Source organism: Bacillus sp. FSL K6-0268, assembly GCF_038005425.1.
GTDB lineage: Bacteria > Bacillota > Bacilli > Bacillales > Bacillaceae_G > Bacillus_A > Bacillus_A thuringiensis_S.
Genome location: NZ_JBBOTF010000001.1, coordinates 1,845,101 through 1,867,668, shown reverse-complemented (window position 1 = coordinate 1,867,668; position 22,568 = coordinate 1,845,101). Strand labels below are relative to the sequence as shown.

Sequence of the window (22,568 nt, the reverse complement as noted above, 5' to 3'; positions counted from 1 at the left end):
TGTGAAGAAATGAAATTATATACAAAAACAGGAGATAAAGGAACGACAAGTGTAATAGGCGGTAGGGTTGATAAAGATGATATCCGTGTGGAAGCGTATGGAACAATAGACGAGGCGAATTCTCATATCGGATATGCAATGACTAAGCTTCAAGGCGGGACTTATAGAGATATTTACAATGAGCTTGAAAATATTCAACATGAGCTATTTGATTGCGGAGGAGACTTGGCAATAGTGGAACAAAAAATTCCTTATAAGGTGACAATTGAGATGGTTGAAAGCTTAGAAAGAAAGATTGATTTGTATATAGAAGAAGCACCGCCGCTAGAGCGCTTTATTTTACCAGGTGGAAGCGAGTCGGCAGCTGCTATTCATATTGCACGTACAGTTGTAAGGCGAGCAGAACGATGTATCGTGTCCTTACAAAAAGAAGGAGAAATAAATGAAGTTGTTCTAAAGTATGTAAATAGATTATCTGACTATTTATTTGCAGTAGCTAGAGTAATAAATGCCCGATTACAAGTGAAAGATGTGGAGTATAACCGTAGTGCATTAGTTTTTCGTGATAAGAAAGAGAAGGAAGTGGAGTAATTCACTTTCTTTTTTTGTATACTTTTTTCTGTAATATACCAAAATAGAGAAGGTATGGTGGTAATTAGAAAACGGAGGATGTATATGAAAGTTTTAAAATGCGGAGTCATGTTATTGAGTATACTGTTTGTATCTCAATTACATGTTTATGCAGAAGAAAATCGATGGACATGGCCTGTTGAAGGTCAGATAAGTGATTATTTTGGGACAAGGCATGGAAAACACTATGGTATTGATGTAGCTGCACCGATTGGAACGCCTGTGGCAGCTATCCAAGATGGTAAGGTAACGAAGTCTTATTATTCAAGTAGTTATGGAAATGTTGTATTTATTAAACACGGAGAATATGAGGCTGTATATGCACATTTAAATAAGAGATATGTGGGTCAAGGAGATTATATTTCAAAAGGTGAAAAAATTGGAGAAGTAGGGAACACGGGAGAATCGCGAGGTGCACACTTACATCTAGAACTTCATCAAGGAAGATGGACGATGGCGAAAAAGAATGCGATGAACCCATTGCTTGTTTTAAGTGAACAAAGAAATGAAGTTGTTTCTTCATCATTATATGTCGTACAAAAAGGGGATACTTTAGTTAGTATTGCACGGAAATTTAGTATGACACTTAAGGAAATTAAAGAAAAAAATGGATTGCAGCAAGAGCTAATTTATCCTAATCAACAATTATATGTTAAGTAAAGGTAACGTCTCAAAAATTAAACTTTGAATATTCTTAAATAAGGTTCAATGTAAATGAAATTATATGGGCGCTTCTGCTAGAAGTATTGAGTGAATTAGAGTATTTATATCTAAAAGAAAACCGTCCCAAAATTTATTTTGGGACGGCTTCTTTTACCAAAAAATAAAGACACATATAAATCCAGAAATAGCTAAATAGCTATATAAGTAAAAAACTTTTGTTCTTGTTTTCTCTTTTGTTCGAAACAGTACGATAGTCGGTTCAATTAAACCGATTGTCAAACAAAGTAGGCCAAGAAGCATACAACCAATCGAAATAGAATACAGGGCGATTTGTGGTGCTTGAAATGGAATCATCCATTTTAATAAAAATGCAATAAGTGCAGTGTAACAAATGCTACCGATGTATTTATTCAGTGGTGTATTAGAACGAAAACCAGGAAGTTTTTTTAAGAAAGAGCGGGAAACAACTTCTGTTTGTAAAGATGTATGCTCTTCAATAATTCTTTGAGCTTCTTTTCCTTTTTGAAAAAGGGATAAGATCCAATTTCGCTCACCCTGAAAAATAAATTGAGAAGTTGTCAAATAGTGATCAATCTTCACTTTACTCCAACTTTTCCACGGATGACGCTCACACAATTTTAATTTACTTTCTGTTTTTTTATCATACTGATAAATACTGATGCCATCTTCATCGAAAGTAGCATAGTATGTCTCGTTTGAGAATGTGCCTAAATCAATTGGGCAGTAGAAAAGTAATTCTTTTTTTAAGTAAAAGTATTCTTTTCTTAAGTTTTTTTTCATTGCTTCTCGAATAGAATGTCTCTTTTCTTTTTTCATGACATTTCCTCCATAACTCAGAAAATGTTCTTATCTTAACAATTCAATATCTTATCACTTTTAATTATATATGACTAGGTAATTCAAAAGAGAAATGCCGAATAATAAAAAATATGGATTGTATTGTAAAATATCTCGCAATTTATTTATTGTTACGAAAAATAAATAACTAATTTTAAATAAGTTACAATTTTTTTGTTCACAATGTTATGAGGTTGTTGTATAATGAAGGGGAAAATAGAATATCGGTCTATCTTCGGGGCAGGGTGAAAATCCCGACCGGCGGTGATGAACTATTTATGATTTTGTTCTAAGCCCGCGAGCCGTTAAGGCAGGATTTGGTGTGATTCCAAAGCCGACAGTACAGTCTGGATGGGAGAAGATGGAGGTTCAAGCGTTCAAAAAAGATATGGATTTGAACGTCTGTTTGATGTGCCTTAAATTCTCCCTTTGTGTAAAACACAAAGGGTTTTTTCGTTCAATGAAAAAATAGGCATAGCAGAACCTTTCCACTTTCCATGAGAAGATCGATGGAAAAGGAGAGAGAAAGATGAAACAAAAAAACAGTGTGGTGCAGATGGTGAGTGTAGCGATGCTAAGTAGTATTGCATATTTACTAATGATGTTAGATTTCCCGTTCCCAGGGCTTCCGCCATTTTTGAAAATTGATTTTAGTGATGTACCAGCTCTAATTGCAGCAATTATCTTTGGACCAGTAGCTGGAGTGATTGTAGAGGCAATAAAGAACATTTTACATTACGGGATTCAAGGAAGTTTAACGGGAGTACCAGTTGGAGAAATTGCAAACTTTATTGCAGGATGTTTATTTATTGGACCAGCAGCTTTCTTATTTAGAAAGTATCGTACTGTGAAGAGTTTAACGACAGGGTTAATGCTAGGGACAATTACAATGGCACTTATTATGAGTGTATTAAACTACATCATCATATTCCCGGCGTACACTTGGTTTTTAAATTCACCAGCTATGTCTAGCGAAGCTATAAGAACAACGGTTGTAACGGCAATCTTACCATTTAATTTAATTAAAGGAATTGTTGTAACAATTGTATTTGTGGCATTATTCTCACGCCTGAAAGTATGGGTGTTTGCAAAAATGAAAAATGCATAATATATATAAACCATTAGTAGTGTGGAACTACTAATGGTTTTTTATTAAGGAAAATAAAATTTAGATACAAAAAATGCCCCTCATCAATATGAGGGGCATTTTTTGAAGTTAATAAAAGACTATTCAAATTTTAAAGCGTCTCCGTCGAATGATTCGTCAGCAACTTTAATTGAGTCAGTTGGACAGCCTTCGAATGCATCCATCATATCTTCAATTAATACATCTGGAATTTCAACGATACCTTGGTTATCGTCTAATGTTACAAATGCAATACCTTCATCATCATAGTCATAAATGTCTGGTGCAGCAGCGCCACAAGCACCACATGCAATACAAGTATCTTTATCAACGATTGTATATTTTGCCATCTTTTTTCCCTCCTGATAATATGTATGTGAAAAGCTTGCCATAAAAATTATAACCTTATTGTAAAACGGTTTGTAAAACTTTTCAACATAAAATTATAATGATAATGCTTATCAATTAGAGTGTCAACTTATTTTTGAATTATGTCATAAGATTTTCAAAATACGTAAATATGATTTCGTTTGATACAATAGAATATATACAAGTATATAGTTCTTATTATGATAAGTTTAATGAGCGACAGTAGATAGTGTAATTGTACTGAAAAGAATGAAGTTAAGATTGGAAGGTGGAAGCGGTCATGCAAATACAATATACTTTGTTGCATTGTTTAAAACAATTGAATGGTGAAAGAACCGTTTCATCTATTTATTATTTACTAAAGGGCAAACGTTCTTCGCAAACTTTACAAGATGGAAATATGTTTAGAATTTCTTTTTTGTTCGGAATATATAAATCATTAAATAGAAATGACTATGATGGTGAAGTTGTAAAGTTGTTGCAAGCAGATTTTATTCAAGAAATACATGAAAATACATATGTGTTAACACCTAAGGGTAAAACGCAGTTACATAAATGGGAGGAAGTTTATGCTTTTCCAGCGCATTTGCATGGTTTACATTATGGAGAATTAGGTGAAACATTTTGGAAAAGATTGTCATTGATTATTCAAACTATATCAAATTTACAACAGAATAATACTAAGTTTATCCCGATTCAACAAGATACAGAAATAATGATGTGGGTGAAACGTTTTCTAACAGGAAGGCCATATAAGAGAAGTGAATTGGCGAGAAAACTGTGGACGGAAGTACATAATCTTTTAGAAAAAAGTAATGCGATAGAAGCGACGATTGTAACATATCGACTAACGGGTTATGAACGGATTGGTTGTACATTGCAACAATTAGCAGAAATTACGAAACAAGATATGTTCAGGGTGTATTTTTTATTTTGGGGTACAATGCATTTCTTTATACAAGAAGTTCGTGATAAAGAAAATGAATTTCCGCTATTAGCTGAAATTATATCTTATCCAAATGAGAGAGCTGAACTATTTAGTTTATCCACGAAAAAAACATATAATTTTTGGAGACAAGGGCGTTCTTTAGAAGAAATAGCAACGATTCGGAATTTGAAGGTTGCAACGATAGAAGATCATTTTGTTGAAATTGCTTTGCGAGAAAAAGATTTTTCTATTGAAATGTTTATGGAAAAAGAAAAGATAGACAAAGTAATAAAAGTAATTGAAGCATTGCAAACGCGGAAGTTACGTGTTTTGAAACAAGCGATTGGAGAAGATATCTCTTATTTTGAAGTTCGTCTTGTATTAGCGCGGATGGAGGGTGTAAATGAAACTTGAAGAATATTTATATAAGTGGTTTGGATATTCTGAATTTCGTCCAGGTCAAAAAGGAGTTATTACAGATTTATTAGAAGGAAAAGATGTGATAGCAATGCTTCCGACTGGAAGAGGAAAGTCTATGTGCTATCAGTTTCCGGGGCTTATGCGAGAAGGAACAGTGCTTGTTGTATCGCCGTTATTATCTTTAATGGAAGATCAAGTGACACAATTAAAGTATGTTGTGAAAAACCGAGTGATAGCATTTAATAGTTTTCGGACATTAAATGAAAAAAGAGAAGCGATGAAAAAATTATCTTCATATAAATTTATTTTTGTTTCACCAGAGATGTTACAGTCGGAGTTATTAATTAGGGAATTGAAGAAAATTCATATTTCATTATTTGTTGTTGATGAGGCTCATTGTATTTCTCAATGGGGTTATGATTTTAGACCGGACTATAAGAAACTAAATGTAGTTATTGAAAATATTGGTTCTCCTACAGTGTTAGCATTGACAGCCACAGCGACAAAAGGGGTACTGCAAGATATCGCAGACAGTTTAAATTTAAAGGGTGCCGCGGAACATGTATACTCTATTGACCGTCCTAATATTGCAATGGAGGTGCAATTTGTAGAGACGATAGAAGAAAAGAAAGAGGCGCTTTTGGAGCAGGTGATGTATTTACAAGGGCCGGGGATTGTATATTGTTCAAGTAGAGCGTGGACAGAAAGGTTAACGGAATACTTGAGAGGGAAAGGTGTTACTGGTGTAGCTTTTTATCATGGTGGTATGGAACATGAAGAGCGTATGTTAATTCAACAGCAGTTTATGAACGATCAATTGCAGCTTGTAATATGTACAAGTGCATTTGGTATGGGGGTAAATAAGGCGAATACGCAATATATTATTCATTTTCATTATCCAACTAATATAGCTTCTTACTTACAAGAAATCGGAAGAGCTGGAAGAGATGGCAAACCGAGTATAGCTATTTTATTGTGTAGTCCGTTGGATCATGATTTACCACTTTCAATCATTGAGGATGAATTGCCAAGTAAGTCGCAAATACAATTTTTATTTTCTTTACTACAAGAAAGAATGTTTCAAACGAAAGAATTACCAATAGAAGATGTAGAAGAAATTTGTTATAATGCAGCAAGATTTAATGAGCAATATTGGCGTTTCGTTCGTTATCATCTCGAACAGGTTGGAATTATACAACAACGAAGATTATTATTAGAGGGTTTGTCAGATGAAATTATGAACCGATTAATAGCTGAAGTAGAAATAAGGTTGCGTAATAAATATAGTGAATTAGAAAATATGAAGTCATGGATACGAGTTAAAGGATGTAGACGTGAATATGTGCTGCAACAGTTCGGTTATAGGAAAGAGAAAGAGTTAAATAATTGCTGCGATTATTGCGGTATTACAAAAGAAGATTATAAAAAAAGACGAGCGCAACAATCGGATTTCGACTATAATTGGGAAACAGAGTTACAAAAGCTTTTCGGCCTAGAAAAGATGGAGGAATGATGAACATTCAAAGGCATAATGTTGAAGATATGAGTCCGCAGGAAATAAGGCTGAATCTATATATAACACAGTTAATTATTATCGGTATTGGCTGTTTACTAGCATATATATTATTTCAAGATGTAAAAGAAGTGTTTAATTTATGGAAATGGGAACCAGTATCTATACTTATTATAGGTGGTTTGTTAGCGATTGGTATTGTGTTATTAGATTATGTTGCAATGCGAGTGTTTCCAGAGTCTTGGTTTGATGATGGTGGTATTAACGATAAGATGTTTCGAGGAATGTCGGTTCTACATTTACTCGTTATTACGTTCGTAATCGGTTTTGCAGAAGAATTTTTATTTAGAGGTGTAGTGCAGACTCATTTTGGAATTGTAATTGCGAGTTTAGTATTTGCAGTGTTACATATTCGTTATATAACAAAGCCATTTTTGTTTTGTTTCGTCTGTTTCATTAGTTTTGTCTTTGGTTATGTATTTGAATGGACAGGGAATTTGTTTATAACAATCTTTGCACACTTTCTTGTTGATTTTATAATGGGACTCCAATTAAGAAAATAAATGGAAGGTGGTGGTGAACAACATGAGGAAACGAATTCCTGATTTTGAAGAGGAATTAGAAGTTGAGCGAGTGGAAGAAAAAGAAAGTTTACCGCCGCGTAGTGAAATTCATAGAAATAAAGAGAAAAAACAAAAGTTTAAAATAAATCACATTTTCGTCCGGGTTTTAACATTTCTATTCATTCTGCTGCCAATTAGTATTTTGTGGTATACGGATAAATATATTCAGGTGAAGGGCGATAGTAATAATGCCGGGAAAAGTGCGTTTGAAGTAATCTTCTTTGATTCAGCTAAATCTGATTCACAGAAACAGTCTGAAAAAGCGATAACGCATACTGTGAAAGAGGGAGAAACTTTAGAAAGTATAGCGAAGCAATATTTTTCGGATGAAAATGGGATTGAAGTCATTAAAAAGTATAATAACTTGCAAGAAGATGAAGTGAGTGCAGGGCAAGAATTAAAAATTCCGATAAAAGATAAATCCACAAAGCAAGAGAGCTAGTGAATTAGGCGATCACAATTTGTTATAAAAGCCTAGGATTATCTTTATGAGGAGGGGAGTAAAAAATATGATATGGATTATATTATTCAGTACTCTCATAGGCATGGGGATTTTATTACTTCTTGTGATGTATAAAGAAGCGACGCGTAATACGGTGTTGGAACATACTTTAGTATTTAAAGAATTTCCGAAAAGTTTTCAAAAAGTAAATGTGTTTTTTATTTCTGATATTCATAGAAGAGTTATTTCGAATTTGTTAATTGAACAAGTAAAAGGAAAAGTAGATCTAGTAATTATCGGAGGAGATTTAGCAGAGAAAGGTGTCTCTTTATCAAAAATCTCTGCGAATATCCAAAAGTTAAGAGAGATAGCTCCTGTATATTTTGTGTGGGGAAACAATGATTATGAGATAGAATATCATGAATTAGATGCGTTATTATTAGAAAATAACGTAAAAATTTTAGATAATACAAGAGTGGTATTTGAGTCTGAATTAGGAGAGAGAATTTGTTTGCTCGGTATAGATGATGTTGGATTGCACCGTGATCGTCTAGATTTGGCATTGGCGGATTGTAAAGAAGAAGGTTTTCGTATCTTAGTTAGTCACAACCCTGATATAATAAAAAAGATGTCTGGAAATGAGCAGATTTCACTTGTATTAAGTGGACATACGCATGGGGGACAAATCCGATTATTCCCATCTAAAAAATATTTAAAAGGTGGCGTATATAACCATTTGAATACGATTCTCTTTGTTAGTAATGGGTACGGAACAACATTGATACCACTTCGTTTCCGAGCACCTGCTCAAACACATATCATTACATTGTGCGGAGGGAAATGATGCCAACTCTTAGTGGAAAATATAATATAAAAGCTGTTTCGAATATAATTGGAGTTCAGCCGAGTACGCTTCGTGCATGGGAAAGACGATATCAAATTATTGCCCCAAAGCGGAATCAAGCTGGGCATCGTTTATATACAGAAGAACATATTCAAATTTTAAAATGGTTAATGGAAAAAGTTTCTTCCGGTATGATGATTGGACAAGCAGTTCAGTTATTAGAAGAGAATCGTTTGCAGAGTACAGTTCAAAAAGAGATACCTTTCGATAAAGAAGTTGTTTTAGTGGACGATTTGCTACAAGCTTTGTTAAAATTTGATGAAATTACAATTACTGCATTATTAAACGAAGCTTTTAGTATATATTCAACAGAGAAGGTTGTTGCCAGTATCGTTCTTCGAGTGACAGACAATTTATTAATGTCAAAAAATAATAATGAGATTTCAATGGCGCAATTCCAATATGCACTATCATTTTTACAAACGCGTCTAGGAATGGTGTATCACAATGCCTCAATGTTTTCCTCTTTACACAAAGTTATTGTGTTAGAAAAGAATGCATTGCAAGGATTTATTTTTTCAACGTATTTACGCTTAAAAGGATATGAGGCGATATATATTAGGACAAGCTTAGCTGAAGATGGTATGTTGTCAGCGGTAGAAGAAATACAGCCGAAATATGTATTTGTATCTTGTGCTGACGAACAAGAAATGAAAAAGACGATGAACTTTATAAATTTATTACAAGAAAAAAGGGAATCTCTTTCTGTTGGCTTTATCGGAAAGCTAGGCGTTCTAAACCAGTTGGACATTGAAACAACCTTAATTGGTGATACAAAAGAAGAATGGGATGAATGGTTAAAAATGTCGGAATAGTTGTTCGAAAAGAACCATCTATTTTCTATTTCATATAATAAAAATTAGATGCATTGGTTACGTAGGGAGGGTATGAGATGAGGCTGGAACGATTAAATTACAATAAGATAAAAATTTTTCTAACATTTGATGATTTATCTGAACGAGGATTAACGAAAGAAGATTTATGGAGAAATGCGCCGAAAGTACAGCAATTATTTCGTGATATGATGCAAGAAGCAAATAAGGAATTAGGATTTGAAGCAGATGGTCCGATTGCAGTTGAAGTATTTTCTCTACAAGCACAAGGGATGGTTGTAATTGTAACGAAAGAAAATCAAGAAATGGATACAGATGATGAGTTTCGTGACGAGTTTATTGAAATGCAAGTGACTCTAGATGAAAGTGAGCATATATTATATGAGTTTGCTACGCTAGATGACATAATTAACCTGTCGAATCGCTTATATAACCTTGGTGTAACTGGCGGAAAGCTATATACGTGGGATAAGCGCTTCTATCTTTGGATGGAAGAAGAGGAACAAATTCAATTGTTAAAGGCGGATTTTATAGCTATTTTAGCGGAATACGGTAATCCGTCTACCGCAACTATTTATCGCATCATGGAGTACGGTAAAGAATTAATGGATTTTAATGCGATAGAACAAATACACAATTACTTTGTGAAAAAACAAAACCTCAGCTAATACAACATAGCTGAGGTTTTGTTTTTATTTGGATAAGGGAAGGGATGATTGTAAATACTCCAACATACTTTTTTAAAATAAAATATGCAGTTTTATGGGAGTATGTTTGAGTAAAATAAAAAATATTTAAATATTTAAGTATTTTACTTTTCTAAAAGTAATAAAAGGACTATAATAATAGTGAAAACGCTTGCAACAGAAAATAGTTTGTATATATTTGTTAGCGTTTTCTATTGCATTCCAAATTTAAGGGTGTATACTAGGCAATGAAGGTTTACTAAACAAGTGAAATTACAGGGGGTTTACTTACTATGGTAGCCGAAAAGGGAACTCAAACAAAAACACAACAACAAAGGGAACAACATTTTGAACTATTGAATTCAACACAAATTGTTATTAGTGAAGCGTTAGAAAAATTGGGTTATCCAAACGAAGTATATGAATTATTAAAAGAACCAATTCGTATGATGACAGTGAAAATACCAGTTCGTATGGATGACGGGACTGTTAAAATATTTACAGGGTATCGTGCACAACATAATGATGCTGTTGGTCCAACGAAAGGTGGAATTCGCTTCCATCCGAATGTAACAGAAAATGAAGTGAAAGCACTTTCAATCTGGATGAGTTTAAAATGTGGTATTGTTGATTTACCATATGGTGGAGGTAAGGGTGGAATTATCTGTGATCCACGTGAAATGTCATTCCGTGAGTTAGAAAGATTAAGCCGCGGTTATGTACGAGCAATTAGCCAAATCGTAGGTCCGACGAAAGATATTCCAGCTCCAGATGTATTCACAAACTCTCAAATTATGGCATGGATGATGGATGAGTATAGCCGTATTGATGAATTTAATTCACCAGGATTTATTACAGGTAAACCGCTTGTATTAGGTGGATCACATGGCCGTGAAACAGCAACAGCGAAAGGTGTAACAATTTGTATTCGTGAAGCTGCGAAAAAACGTGGCATTGATATTAAGGGTGCACGCGTTGTTGTCCAAGGGTTCGGTAATGCTGGTAGCTTCTTAGCTAAATTTATGCATGATGCAGGTGCGAAAGTTATTGCAATCTCAGATGCTTACGGTGCGTTACATGATCCAAACGGATTAGATATTGATTATTTATTAGACCGTCGTGATAGCTTCGGTACAGTAACAAAGCTATTTAACAATACAATTTCAAATAAAGAATTGTTAGAACTTGATTGCGATATTTTAGTTCCAGCTGCAATTGAGAACCAAATTACAGAAGAAAATGCTAATGATATTAAAGCGAAAATCGTTGTTGAAGCTGCAAATGGTCCAACAACATTAGAAGCGACTAAAATTTTAACAGATCGCGGAATTTTACTTGTTCCAGACGTGTTAGCAAGTGCCGGTGGTGTAACAGTATCTTACTTTGAGTGGGTACAAAATAACCAAGGATACTACTGGACTGAAGAAGAAGTAGAACAACGTTTAGAAAAAGTAATGGTAAGATCATTTGATTCTATTTATGAAACAGCACAAGTTCGTAAAGTGAACATGCGCTTAGCGGCGTACATGGTTGGTGTTCGTAAAATGGCTGAAGCAAGCCGCTTCAGAGGTTGGGTATAAAATATTATATCTTGAGAAAACGTGATTTCCTTTCGAGGGAATCACGTTTTTTTGTTGAAGTATTAAATGAGGTGTTATATATGGAGAATGAAATGCTGGAACGAGTAGAACAATTAGAAGAAAAGGTTAAGAGGTTAGAGGGAGAACTTGCAAGAACGATGAAAGCTCGAAAAGTAAGTACCGTTAGAATGTTCGGGGAAGGGCTACTGTTTTTGATATTTGGTGTGGTTGTAGTAGGGCCGATTATTGCCGTTGTAATCTCAATTTTTACTTGGCTTGCTGAAAAATAAAATAAAAATAAAAAAAGAACGCTTGTTCTATACGAACAAACGTGCTATACTCTCCTTAGATAAACAAAACGGAAATGATTTTAAGGAGAGATAAATGATGAAAATGACAGTAGACCAAAGATTTATGATGCCAGCAGATGTTGTAGAGCGAGTGGAAGTATTGCGAAACAAACAAAGCAAGCGTGGCACATTATTACAATCGGTAAATAAATTTTTCGGTTTAGATACGAAAGAAGATTGTGTTTGGTTTTACGGTTTTTATGGAGTGGCTGTAAGTATCTTGTTGTTTATGGTGTTCACTTCAAATATTTTCGATTTTCTCTTCGTGTAAGAAATATGCGATAAGGACGTTGCTACCGAATACATATATAAGGAAGTAAGGTAATCTTCTAGAGCGGGAGTTGGTAGCAATGGCGATGTTTCCTATAGAACGCAACTATATTGGATATGGAAGTTCACGGCCGGGGATTCCTCTGACTAAAGTGAGATTTATTGTAAGCCATGATACGGGGAATCCAGGAAGCAATGCGATAGGAAATCGAGATTACTTTAATGAATTACAACCGAAAGCTTCGGCGCATACATTTATAGATGATAAAACAATATTGGAGATTATTCCTATAAATGAAGTTGCGTATCATGTTCGATATGGTGTGCCGACGGATAATGACTTATACGGCTATGACGCGAATAAGGCGGCCATTGGAGTGGAACTTTGTTATGGCGGTGATGTTAACTTTTGGGAAGCATATAATCGTTTTACATGGTATCATGCGTATTTATGCCAAAACTTTGGCTTAAATCCGAAAAAAGATATCGTGTCACATAAAACGCTTGATCCAGCTAGAAAGATTGATCCTGAGAATGTATTAGGGAAACAAGGTATTAAATTTCAGCAGTTTTTAGCAGATGTCTATCGGATGTACGTTTCGTTTAGATGACAAATATATGAAAAATGAATACAATAAAGATAGGTACCTACTGCTGTAAGTAGGTTTTTTCTTGTTTTTATAAATAGTGTATTGGTAGAAGACTAGGAGTGGACGAGTATGCAGAAAGAAACAGTTATTATAATCGGAGGCGGTCCGTGCGGATTAGCGGCAGCGATTTCGTTGCAAAAGGTAGGGATAAATCCGTTAGTAATTGAAAAAGGAAACATTGTAAATGCCATTTATAATTATCCAACTCATCAAACATTTTTCTCTTCTAGTGAAAAATTAGAAATTGGTGATGTAGCTTTTATTACAGAAAATCGTAAGCCAGTTCGAAATCAAGCGCTTGCGTATTATCGTGAAGTAGTAAAACGTAAATCTGTACGTGTAAATGCTTTTGAGCGAGTGGAGAAAGTTCAAAAAGATGGAGGAGTTTTTCAAGTTGAGACGACAAAGTGTGACGGAAGTAAAGAAACATATATAGCGAAATATATTGTTGTAGCAACTGGATATTATGATAATCCAAATTATATGAATGTTCCAGGTGAGGGATTGAAGAAAGTAGCTCACTATTTTAAAGAGGGGCATCCTTATTTTGATCGAGACGTAGTAGTTATAGGTGGGAAAAATTCGAGTGTAGATGCCGCATTAGAACTTGTTAAAGCTGGTGCGCGTGTAACGGTACTGTATCGTGGAATTGAGTATTCGCCAAGCATAAAGCCTTGGATTTTGCCGGAATTTGAGGCGTTAGTACGAAACGGTACAATTCAAATGCATTTCGGGGCTCATGTGAAAGAAATTACTGAGCATACATTAACGTTTACAGTTGATGGTGAAGTTTATACAGTCCAAAACGATTTTGTATTTGCGATGACTGGTTATCATCCTGATCATAGCTTCTTAACGAAGATGGGTGTTCAGATTGATGAAGAAACAGGACGTCCAATTTATACAGAGGATAGAATGGAAACGAATGCTGAAAATATTTTCATTGCAGGTGTCATTGCTGCTGGAAATAATGCAAATGAAATATTTATCGAGAACGGTAGATTTCATGGAGATGCGATTGCGCAAACCATTGCATCAAGAGAAAAATAAAAAGGAGTTGTCGAGAAAATCTCGACAACTCCTTTTTATTCGTGCATAAACATATTTTGAATGGATTCATGAGAATTTGTATTCTCTAATGCGACAAGTAATTTAATACGTGCTTTTTGTGCATTTAAGCCGTATGTGAATACAACGCCCATATCTTTTAAGTGTTTACCGCCACCTTCATACGAATATACGTCTTGAACGATACCGTTGAAACAGCGAGAAACTAATACGACAGGAATACCTTTATTTAATAATCGTTCTAGACTAGGAAGTGTTCTTGGAGGTAGATTACCTTGTCCGAGCGCTTCGATAACAATACCGTCTACAGGAAGATTTTCGATTGCTGCTAATAATGTATCATCCATGCCAGCATATGCTTTTAGAACAACTACATTTTTAGACACTGTGTTTATCGTATATGTTTCATGATGTACTAAAGCGTGATGGAAGACAACGCCGCGTTTTGTTACCATTCCAATTGGTCCGTATTGTGGGCTTTGGAATGTTGCGACATTACTTGTATGTGTTTTCGTTACATTTGTAGCGCAATGAATTTCGTCATTTAATACGACTAAAACACCTTTTTCTGCAGCTTCATCACAACTAGCAACCTTTACAGCTGATAAGAAGTTATATAGGCCGTCAGCACCTAATTCATTGCTAGAGCGCATTGCACCTGTCACAACGATCGGAATAGTTGCTTGTACTGTTAAATCTAAGAAATAGGCTGTTTCTTCTAATGTATCAGTACCATGCGTAATGACTACGCCATGAATGTTGTCTTGTTTTACTCTTTCATCAATGATGACTTGTAATTGTAACATTTCGCTCGGTGTCATATGGGGAGATGGTAAATGGAACACATCTTCAACGATTAAATCAACATCGCCTTCTAAATCAGGAATGAATTTTAAAAGAGGATTTTTTTCACCTGGTTGTACGACTCCAGTTTCTTTATCCTCCTCCATTGCAATTGTTCCACCTGTGTGTAAAACTAGGATTCTTTTCAATTCTTATACCCCTCGTATATTAATATTTAAGCCCTATCTCAGGCTTAGTTTTTCTCTCTAATAAGAGTCCAGTAATAAAGAAAATACTTGGACGTCTCAAGATATTTCTAGATAATGGTCTTAGGATCATTTGGGACAATTCTGTATTCCCCTGTGGATTTACCACACGAAAAGAGTGTTTCTCAGTGAACGCGCGGGGCTCCCTACTCGCAGGCTGAGCAGCCTGATCCTCGAACCTAGATGTTAGTAGCTCTAGGGCGGCTTTCGATTCAGGACTAGCTCTTATACACGAGGTTGTTGGTCGGCGTACACACTAGAGATATCTCGAGACGTCCAAGCAATGATTCTAAATCGAAAGGAGGTCTCTTACGTGAGATTATTTGTTGGTCTAGATGTAAGTTCGTTTGATATGAAAGTTTGCTTTTTAAATGGTGAAGGAGAAAAGCTAGATTCTTTTTCAGTCAGTAATGACTTACCAGGTGCACAGGTACTTAAAGAACGATTATTACAGTGCACAACCAATCAAGAGGTTGAAACTTTAAAAATCGGCTTAGAATCTACATCTGTTTACAGTTTTCACCCATCCATGTTTCTCCATCATGACGAAGACTTAAAAAGATTTGGCACAAAGGTATTTCTTCTAAATCCAAAACAAGTCGCAAACTTCAAGAAAAGTTATTCAGACATGAATAAGACTGACGAAATTGATGCCTTTGTCATCGCTGATTATTTACGATTTGGGCGAAATCAAATGTCCATCGTGAAAGAAAGTCAATACGTGGCATTACAGCAATTAACAAGAGCTCGTTATCAACTCGTTAGAATGTTGACAAAGGAGAAACAACATTTTCTACAACACCTAAGTTATAAATGTAATACGTTCTCACAAGAAGTCGATTCTTCTATATTTGGTAACGCCATGATGGAATTGTTCCTTGAAAAATTCAGTCTAGAAGAGCTAGCTGACATGCCTTTAGAGGAACTCGCTGAGTTCCTACAGGAAAAGAGTAAAAATCGATTTGGTGACCCGAAATGTGTCGCATCAACCATTCAAAAGGCTGTTCGCACGTCGTACCGTTTAGATAAGGTGGTAGAAGACTCAATCGATATTCTTTTAGGAACATCAATCGAAATCATTCGTACCTATCAAAGACAAATTAAAGAACTAGAAAAATCTATTAAGCGGATCATGGCTGGATTAACGCAAACATTAGAATCCATTCCTGGAATCGGGCCTATATATGCCGCTGGTATTATCGCTGAAATTGGCCAAATCGAAAGATTTGACGATGAAACCAAAATCGCAAAATATGCCGGGTTATATTGGCGTACATACCAGTCTGGCCGGTTCACCGCTGAAAATACTTCATTATCTCGTAATGGGAATCATTACTTGCGGTATTACTTAGTTGAAGCCGCCAACTCTGTAAGAAAGCATGTATTGGAATACCAAGAATATTACGCAAAAAAGTATAATGAAGTACCAAAACATCAACACAAACGTGCACTCGTTCTAACCGCAAGAAAATTTGTGCGATTGGTGGATGCGCTACTACGTAATCACCAACTCTTTACGCCTGAAAGGTGTGTGAAAGTGTGACATAAAACTTGTCATCGCTACCTTTCAATCAATTCCAGTATTTTACATGCGGTGCTGGTCTAGTTTCGTGATGTCTTTTTTAAGCAATTTGTCCTTTGATAACTTCAAAATATATTATTTTTCAGTTGACATACTACCGCAGGTCTTTCAAGTAAAAAATACATTTAGAACATAACATGTTTTTAGTAAATTCGACAATGGAAATGTATAAAAGTATGCCTCGCAAATGACAATAAAATTAACTGCTATATGTACGATGTATAAAATTACGAAACGAGATGTGTAAATATAGTATAGGAGGGAGCAATTACGGTGGAAAAGATGGAGAGAATTTTTATTCGTATATTAATAATACAATTTATTTGTCTTTCTGTTGTGCAATTGTTATTTATACATAAGTCATCAGTGAAATATTTATCTAAAATTGTTTATTATGAAGGTGTCATGGTAAAAGACAAAGCGGAAATCTTACAGGTGAATAGGTAGTTTTCATTTTCTTCTATGAAGGATTATGCTACAATAATTGAGGATTTAATGACGTGAAGCAAATGAGAAGAAGCAGGGTGAACACCTGCTTTTCGTTTTGTTTTATAAGTGAAAAAATGAGGTGTTACAATGGATAAACGAATTTCAATTGCTATAGATGGTCCAGCAGCTGCTGGTAAAAGTACAGTGGCAAAAGTTGTTGCGAAGGAACTTTCTTACGTTTATATTGATACAGGCGCAATGTACCGTACGCTTACATATGCAGCCCTTGAACAAAAAGTAGATATTGAAAATGAAGAGCAGTTAATGGAAGTTGTAAGGAATGTAAATATTGAATTTCAGCAAGGAGAAAATACACAGCTTGTATTTTTAAATGGACAAGATGTTTCTGAAGTAATTCGTACACCTGATGTGACGAATCGAGTATCTATTGTAGCAAAGCATCGCCTTGTTCGTGAAGAAATGGTACGCCGTCAGCAAGATTTAGCGAAAAAAGGCGGCGTTGTAATGGACGGCCGTGATATTGGTACACATGTATTACCGGATGCTGAAGTGAAAATCTTTATGCTTGCTTCTGTTGAAGAAAGAGCGGAAAGAAGACATTTAGAAAATTTAAATAAAGGTTTCGATTCTAATTTAGAGCAGCTAAAAGAAGAAATTGCTCAGCGTGATAAATTAGATTCAGAACGCGAAGTTTCTCCACTAAAAAAGGCTGATGATGCATTGGAATTAGATACGACTTCTTTATCAATTGAAGAAGTTGTCCAAAAAATTATGAGTATTGTTTCAGGAGTGTTTGCGAAATAAAGAAAGGGGATGATCCCCTTTCTTTTTTGTTTAAATAGAAATGTAAAGGATACGTGAATTGTGAGTCTCTTTCCTTGACAAATGAGCTGATTTGTAAGAAGTTAGTTAAAGAGGAATAAAACTGTCAGAATATATTCGCTATTATATTTCAAAACATACTTTTTTCAAGCTGGTTTTGCTGTATACTATTTATATAGGTTTAATATATTTTCTTATGAATGGTATTGAAAAAAGTATGTGATGAGAAATTCTTAAACATGCAAATGAAAACTTTGTTTTCATTTCGTATATACATAAAAAATGCTTTGTCAATTCTGTAGGGAGGTATTTCCATGGTAGAGAAAATGAATGAAGAAGTTATGGATTCAAAAGAATTACAAGTTGGTGACGTTGTTACAGGTTCTGTAACGAAAGTTGAAGAGAAACAAGTGCTTGTAAATGTTGGATACAAAACAGATGGCGTAATTCCAATTAGTGAATTAGCTAACGTTCATATTGAAAAAGCAAGCGATGTTGTAGAATTAGATCAAACACTAGAGTTGAAAATTATTAAATTAGAAGAAGATGATCTTGTCTTGTCTAAACGTGCTGTTGATGCAGAAAAAGCATGGGTAGAATTACAAGAGAAATTTACTTCTGGTCATGTGTTTGATGTTACTGTAAAAGATATTGTGAATGGCGGATTAGTTGTGGATCTTGGGGTTCGCGGTTTTATCCCAGCTTCACTTGTAGAAGTACATTATGTAGAAGACTTTACTGACTATAAAGGTAAAACGTTAGCGGTGAAAATTGTTGAATTAGACCGTGAAAAAAATCGTGTAATCCTTTCGCATAAAGCGGTAGTAGAATTAGAACTAGATTCTAAGAAAAAAGAAGCAATTTCTTCATTAAAAGAAGGGGACGTTGTTGAAGGAACAGTGCAACGATTAACTGACTTTGGTGCTTTCGTTAACGTTGGTGGCGTGGACGGTTTAGTTCACATTTCACAAATTTCACACGAACGTGTAGAGCAACCTTCTGAAGTTTTAGAGCAAGGTCAAAAGGTTAAGGTAAAGGTGTTATCTGTTGATGCTGATACACAACGTATTTCTTTATCGATTAAAGCAGCTCAACCAGGACCTTGGGAAAACGTTGCTGGCGAAATAAAAGCTGGAGATATTCGTGAGGGCGTAGTAAAACGCCTTGTTACATTTGGTGCATTCGTTGAGATTTTACCTGGCGTTGAAGGACTTGTACACGTATCTCAAATTGCAAATCGTCACGTGAAAAATCCGAATGAAGTATTGGAAATGGGACAAGAAGTAAAAGTGAAAGTACTTGAAGTTCACGCAGCAGAGAAACGTATTTCTTTAAGTATAAAAGAAGCGCTTGAGGAAAATAATGTAATTGAAGATTATAGTCAGTATGAGCCAAATGCTGATTCTGCTACTTTCCAATTAAGTGATATTATTGGTGAACAACTGAAAAAATTAAAGAAATAATGAGGGGTACAAGTGGTAAGGGCAAAACGTAAATTAGATCATATTGAATACGCTCTTTCTACTGGTCAGTCTCGTACGCATGGCTTTCATGATATTGATTTTGTGCATCAAAGCTTGCCAAATTCAAATTATGACACAATAACATGTGAAACAAAAATCGGCGAACTTTCACTAAGTTCGCCGATTTTTATCAATGCGATGACTGGTGGTGGAGGAGAGAAAACGTTACATATCAATGAGCAATTAGCATATGTAGCGAAACAACATAACCTTGCTATGGCTGTAGGTTCGCAAATGGCGGCGTTAAAAGATGAAAGTGAGGCTGCTTCTTATAAGGTGATCAGAAAGGTAAACCCAAATGGTATTTTCTTTGCTAATTTAGGTAGTGAGGCAACTATCGAGCAGGCAGAGCGTGCCGTTGATATGATTGAAGCGAATGCATTGCAAATTCATTTAAATGTCATACAAGAGTTAACGATGCCAGAAGGAGACCGTGATTTTACTGGCGTACTTCAGCGTATTGAGAAAATTGTTTTAAATAGTAAAGTTCCTGTCATTGTAAAAGAAGTTGGATTTGGGATGAGTAAGGAAACAATGCAACAGTTAGCGAACGTAGGTGTAACGGCAATTGATATTGGTGGGCAAGGTGGTACGAATTTTGCTGCTGTTGAAAATGAAAGAAGACAGCGAATGCTTTCTTATTTTAATAACTGGGGCATACAAACAGCAACCTCGATTATTGAAGCAACCTCTACAAATAATAACCTCTCTTTTATTGCATCAGGGGGTATACAGACAGCGCTTGACGTAGCGAAAGCAATCGCATTAGGGGCGAATACAACTGCGTTTGCTGGTTACTTTTTACGTATTTTAATGCAAGATGGTATCGAGAAATTAGTGGATGAAATTGAGCTTCTACATACAGATTTGAAATTTATTATGACAGCTCTTGGTGCGAAGACGATAGAAGAGTTGCAATCTGTACCTCTTGTTGTAAAAGGTGAAACATATCATTGGTTAATGCAGCGTGGTATTGATACTGCGCATTATAGTAGGAGATAAAAAATCAACCGTTCGGTTGATTTTTTGTTTTCTTTTCTTTCTCGTAATATAAAGTGGAGAATGGAATTGGTATTTTATAAAAATTGTAATTGAAAAAAGGTTAAAAAATGAAGATGATTAGTTACTGGATTTTTGAGAGGACTTGCTTTTATAAGGGAAATAGGTGGGGGTAAAAGAAGTGATAGGAGGATATAGTACACAAAATATTATTTCAATATAAATAAAAATCATTAAAATGATTATGCAAAAGACGGTTTCGTACAACATCGAAACCGTCTTTTTGTATTAATTAGTGCTGGTTTTGTTTTCGAGCCTGCTCTGGTGTATCAAGTCCAGTTGCACCTGGATATTGTAGTGATTGATTACGATCAGATTCAACGCGGCGTGATTCTCGTAGTTTTCGTTCTTGGCGATCTTTACCCATAATAAATAACACCTCCTTGTTAAAAGTGTTGCTGTTATAAGAAAAAACTATGCGTAAATAAAGTGGATTAACTTTCATAAAAAGTTCCCATAATGGAAAACATAGGAGGTGAAGTTGATGGATGGAAGTACTTTTTATTTTGTAGCTTGGATAGGGTGGATCATCGTAACCTTTTTTATGAAAAAGGACCCTATTCGGTGGAAGTTAGGCGCTTGTATAATGATTTTTATAATTTGCTCTCCGTTACATGTAACGATTGCCTCATTCGTGGTATCAGTAAATGCTCTTCTACTTTGTATTATTTCTTTTATAGGAATTACGCTATATTCTGTTTGGAAAAAATTATATAGCTTACTTTCGGCACTTATTATTGCAATGTTATATACAAGTTTTCATTTGTTAGAAATATATGATCCGATTTGGATTGTGGTGGATAGAGTGTTTCTGCTAAGTAGTGCTCTTGTGTATGCATCGGTGTTATTGCATGGGGATCGCATATTACGATTATGTTCCCTATATGTAGGGATGTTACAAGGAGAGTTGCTAGTGACATTTATTTTTCGGAAATTGAATTTTCCATATGATTACGGTAGTTTAGCATTTTTTGATATCGTCGCCGTTTCTACATTATTCATGGCAGTATTGTTTTGGATTGCAAAAGCATCAGTATACATGGAACAGTTTAAGAGAAAAACACGTAAAAGAAAGGCGAGGGTAATGCATGACTGAATATACATCAGCCATTTTATGCGGCGTAATAGCGGGGACAGTTACAAGAGTGTTAATGCTTCGGACGGATACGCGGCAATATCCGACGAGGCTGCATGGGAAAATTATTCATATTGCAATGGGGTTAATTGCAGCTGCTTTAGGAGCGATTGCAATCCCGTCTATTTTGAAAAAAGATTTTTCTGCCATTACATTTCTTACGTTAGCGGCAACACAATTTCGTGATGTACGTAATATGGAAAGAAACACGCTTCAACAATTAGATGGATATGAGCTCGTACCGCGTGGAAATACATATATTGAAGGAATTGCATTGGTTTTTGAAAGTCGCAACTATTTGGCGATGTTAACGTCGTTTGCAACGACATTTGCGTATATAGGGTTCCGTTCATGGATTGCGGGAGTAATTATGGCTATAATCGCATTTTTTATTGCGAAAAAATTAATGTCTGGAAAAAGGCTACATGATCTTGTTGAAATTGAGCACGTGCCCCTTCGTTTTGAAGGGGCAGGACTGTATATTGATAATATTTATATTATGAATATTGGATTGCCGGCGAGGCAAGAAGAGATTATGAAATATGGCATGGGGTTTATTTTAAAACCGAAATCAATTGATGCGATGGTGACAATCTCAAATTTAGGGCAACGGCAAGCTGTTTTACACGATGTTTCGGTGGCGCTAGGGATTTATAGAGATTCTGGTACACCAGCGCTTGTACCGTTAGCAAAGCGTGATTTAGAGGATGGTAGGGTTGGAATTTTTGTCTTACCGCAAGATCAAGATGCAGAGAAAGCGATAAGTGTTATAGGAAATGTACCAACGTTAGAAAGTGCCGTCCATATGTCATCGGAAGCCCCGAAAGGAAGGGGAGATAAGAGATGATGTTAGAAAGCGTTATCCTGGCAGTTATTACAACAGCGCCAGAAAAATTTGCAGGTGGTGCTCCTTTATTTGTTTGTGAGTCGATGGAGGAACTAGAATTTGTTGCAAATAATTTAGAGGCAATTTTAGATGGTATTGCGCATCGCTTACAAGAGAATGTATATATTATTGTGAAACATTAGGAACGT

Annotated in this window: 27 protein-coding genes and 1 riboswitch; of the genes, 23 read left to right on the top strand and 4 right to left on the bottom strand. The window is 35.4% G+C overall.

What is annotated here, in order from left to right:
* Positions 1-9: 9 nt before the first annotated feature.
* Together MHI28_RS09470 and MHI28_RS09465 are read left to right on the top strand one after the other, a co-directional pair.
* Positions 10-591 carry a cob(I)yrinic acid a,c-diamide adenosyltransferase gene (locus MHI28_RS09470; protein WP_000781274.1) on the top strand — a complete coding sequence of 194 codons (582 nt, stop codon included), beginning with the start codon at positions 10-12 and terminating at the stop codon, positions 589-591.
* Between the two features lie 84 nt (positions 592-675).
* The gene (locus MHI28_RS09465) at positions 676-1,290 is read left to right on the top strand and encodes a peptidoglycan DD-metalloendopeptidase family protein (RefSeq protein ID WP_000866113.1); all 615 of its coding nucleotides are present in this window, start codon (positions 676-678) and stop codon (positions 1,288-1,290) included.
* Between the two features lie 153 nt (positions 1,291-1,443).
* On the opposite strand, the gene MHI28_RS09460 is transcribed toward MHI28_RS09465, so the two are convergent.
* Entirely contained in the window at positions 1,444-2,130 is a 687-nt protein-coding gene (locus tag MHI28_RS09460; protein WP_000711799.1) for a hypothetical protein, read from the bottom strand.
* A 248-nt stretch (positions 2,131-2,378) separates the two neighbouring features.
* Positions 2,379-2,518: riboswitch (FMN riboswitch) on the top strand.
* 162 nt (positions 2,519-2,680) lie between these two features.
* Between MHI28_RS09460 and MHI28_RS09455 the strand changes: the two genes are divergently transcribed.
* Complete coding sequence (locus tag MHI28_RS09455; protein ID WP_000810856.1) at positions 2,681-3,259, top strand: ECF transporter S component; 579 nt, start codon at positions 2,681-2,683, stop codon at positions 3,257-3,259.
* Positions 3,260-3,378: 119 nt separating this feature from the next.
* On the opposite strand, the gene MHI28_RS09450 is transcribed toward MHI28_RS09455, so the two are convergent.
* Positions 3,379-3,627 carry a ferredoxin gene (locus MHI28_RS09450; protein ID WP_001151993.1) on the bottom strand — a complete coding sequence of 83 codons (249 nt, stop codon included), beginning with the start codon at positions 3,625-3,627 and terminating at the stop codon, positions 3,379-3,381.
* Between the two features lie 299 nt (positions 3,628-3,926).
* Between MHI28_RS09450 and MHI28_RS09445 the strand changes: the two genes are divergently transcribed.
* From MHI28_RS09445 to MHI28_RS09390, 12 genes are all read left to right on the top strand, one after another.
* Complete coding sequence (locus MHI28_RS09445) at positions 3,927-4,988, top strand: helix-turn-helix domain-containing protein (protein WP_001167015.1); 1,062 nt, start codon at positions 3,927-3,929, stop codon at positions 4,986-4,988.
* Complete coding sequence (gene recQ, locus MHI28_RS09440; RefSeq protein ID WP_000762978.1) at positions 4,978-6,507, top strand: ATP-dependent DNA helicase RecQ; 1,530 nt, start codon at positions 4,978-4,980, stop codon at positions 6,505-6,507. Before MHI28_RS09445 ends, recQ begins: the two co-directional genes overlap by 11 nt.
* Positions 6,507-7,070, top strand: coding sequence for a CPBP family intramembrane glutamic endopeptidase (locus tag MHI28_RS09435; RefSeq protein WP_001025781.1), 564 nt, complete (start codon positions 6,507-6,509; stop codon positions 7,068-7,070). The genes recQ and MHI28_RS09435 overlap by 1 nt, the downstream gene beginning before the upstream one ends.
* A gap of 22 nt (positions 7,071-7,092) precedes the next feature.
* Complete coding sequence (locus MHI28_RS09430; protein ID WP_001231548.1) at positions 7,093-7,572, top strand: LysM peptidoglycan-binding domain-containing protein; 480 nt, start codon at positions 7,093-7,095, stop codon at positions 7,570-7,572.
* 67 nt (positions 7,573-7,639) lie between these two features.
* The gene (locus tag MHI28_RS09425; protein ID WP_000637800.1) at positions 7,640-8,416 is read left to right on the top strand and encodes a metallophosphoesterase; all 777 of its coding nucleotides are present in this window, start codon (positions 7,640-7,642) and stop codon (positions 8,414-8,416) included.
* Positions 8,416-9,291 (top strand): MerR family transcriptional regulator, encoded by an 876-nt coding sequence (locus MHI28_RS09420; RefSeq protein WP_001142721.1) that lies wholly within the window; start codon positions 8,416-8,418, stop codon positions 9,289-9,291. Before MHI28_RS09425 ends, MHI28_RS09420 begins: the two co-directional genes overlap by 1 nt.
* Before the next feature lie 77 nt (positions 9,292-9,368).
* The gene (locus MHI28_RS09415) at positions 9,369-9,977 is read left to right on the top strand and encodes a genetic competence negative regulator (RefSeq protein WP_001235399.1); all 609 of its coding nucleotides are present in this window, start codon (positions 9,369-9,371) and stop codon (positions 9,975-9,977) included.
* A gap of 311 nt (positions 9,978-10,288) precedes the next feature.
* Positions 10,289-11,575, top strand: coding sequence for an NAD-specific glutamate dehydrogenase (gudB, locus tag MHI28_RS09410; RefSeq protein ID WP_000225173.1), 1,287 nt, complete (start codon positions 10,289-10,291; stop codon positions 11,573-11,575).
* A gap of 80 nt (positions 11,576-11,655) precedes the next feature.
* Positions 11,656-11,865, top strand: coding sequence for a hypothetical protein (locus MHI28_RS09405; RefSeq protein ID WP_000426765.1), 210 nt, complete (start codon positions 11,656-11,658; stop codon positions 11,863-11,865).
* A gap of 94 nt (positions 11,866-11,959) precedes the next feature.
* Entirely contained in the window at positions 11,960-12,196 is a 237-nt protein-coding gene (locus MHI28_RS09400; protein ID WP_002083150.1) for a DUF3961 domain-containing protein, read from the top strand.
* 79 nt (positions 12,197-12,275) lie between these two features.
* Positions 12,276-12,806, top strand: a complete 531-nt coding sequence (locus MHI28_RS09395; protein ID WP_001240655.1) for a peptidoglycan recognition protein family protein — start codon at positions 12,276-12,278, stop codon at positions 12,804-12,806.
* A gap of 108 nt (positions 12,807-12,914) precedes the next feature.
* Positions 12,915-13,895, top strand: coding sequence for a YpdA family putative bacillithiol disulfide reductase (locus tag MHI28_RS09390; RefSeq protein ID WP_340827791.1), 981 nt, complete (start codon positions 12,915-12,917; stop codon positions 13,893-13,895).
* A gap of 35 nt (positions 13,896-13,930) precedes the next feature.
* On the opposite strand, the gene ansA is transcribed toward MHI28_RS09390, so the two are convergent.
* Entirely contained in the window at positions 13,931-14,905 is a 975-nt protein-coding gene (gene ansA, locus MHI28_RS09385) for an asparaginase (RefSeq protein WP_000822011.1), read from the bottom strand.
* A gap of 370 nt (positions 14,906-15,275) precedes the next feature.
* Here ansA and MHI28_RS09380 point away from each other — a divergent pair, with 370 nt between their 5' ends.
* The 5 genes from MHI28_RS09380 to MHI28_RS09360 all read left to right on the top strand — a co-directional run bounded on the left by MHI28_RS09380 (position 15,276) and on the right by MHI28_RS09360 (position 20,341).
* On the top strand, positions 15,276-16,505 hold the full coding sequence (locus MHI28_RS09380; RefSeq protein ID WP_100909797.1) for an IS110 family transposase: 1,230 nt from the start codon (positions 15,276-15,278) through the stop codon (positions 16,503-16,505).
* 312 nt (positions 16,506-16,817) lie between these two features.
* Positions 16,818-16,991, top strand: coding sequence for a YpfB family protein (locus tag MHI28_RS09375; RefSeq protein WP_000413849.1), 174 nt, complete (start codon positions 16,818-16,820; stop codon positions 16,989-16,991).
* Between the two features lie 129 nt (positions 16,992-17,120).
* A complete protein-coding gene (cmk, locus tag MHI28_RS09370; RefSeq protein WP_000361254.1) occupies positions 17,121-17,798 on the top strand; it encodes a (d)CMP kinase in 678 nt (225 codons plus the stop codon).
* Between the two features lie 332 nt (positions 17,799-18,130).
* Positions 18,131-19,279, top strand: a complete 1,149-nt coding sequence (rpsA, locus tag MHI28_RS09365; RefSeq protein WP_000229557.1) for a 30S ribosomal protein S1 — start codon at positions 18,131-18,133, stop codon at positions 19,277-19,279.
* A 12-nt stretch (positions 19,280-19,291) separates the two neighbouring features.
* A complete protein-coding gene (locus MHI28_RS09360) occupies positions 19,292-20,341 on the top strand; it encodes a type 2 isopentenyl-diphosphate Delta-isomerase (RefSeq protein WP_000251041.1) in 1,050 nt (349 codons plus the stop codon).
* A gap of 289 nt (positions 20,342-20,630) precedes the next feature.
* Here MHI28_RS09360 and MHI28_RS09355 read toward each other — a convergent pair whose 3' ends face one another.
* On the bottom strand, positions 20,631-20,765 hold the full coding sequence (locus tag MHI28_RS09355) for a YpzI family protein (RefSeq protein WP_000513902.1): 135 nt from the start codon (positions 20,763-20,765) through the stop codon (positions 20,631-20,633).
* 117 nt (positions 20,766-20,882) lie between these two features.
* Here MHI28_RS09355 and MHI28_RS09350 point away from each other — a divergent pair, with 117 nt between their 5' ends.
* The 3 genes from MHI28_RS09350 to MHI28_RS09340 are packed head-to-tail and all read left to right on the top strand — an operon-like array spanning position 20,883 to position 22,562.
* Complete coding sequence (locus tag MHI28_RS09350) at positions 20,883-21,494, top strand: YphA family membrane protein (RefSeq protein ID WP_000349104.1); 612 nt, start codon at positions 20,883-20,885, stop codon at positions 21,492-21,494.
* On the top strand, positions 21,487-22,380 hold the full coding sequence (locus MHI28_RS09345) for a YIEGIA family protein (protein ID WP_000141605.1): 894 nt from the start codon (positions 21,487-21,489) through the stop codon (positions 22,378-22,380). The genes MHI28_RS09350 and MHI28_RS09345 overlap by 8 nt, the downstream gene beginning before the upstream one ends.
* Positions 22,377-22,562, top strand: a complete 186-nt coding sequence (locus MHI28_RS09340) for a capping complex subunit for YIEGIA (RefSeq protein ID WP_000979048.1) — start codon at positions 22,377-22,379, stop codon at positions 22,560-22,562. The genes MHI28_RS09345 and MHI28_RS09340 overlap by 4 nt, the downstream gene beginning before the upstream one ends.
* The last annotated feature ends 6 nt before the right edge of the window (positions 22,563-22,568 follow it).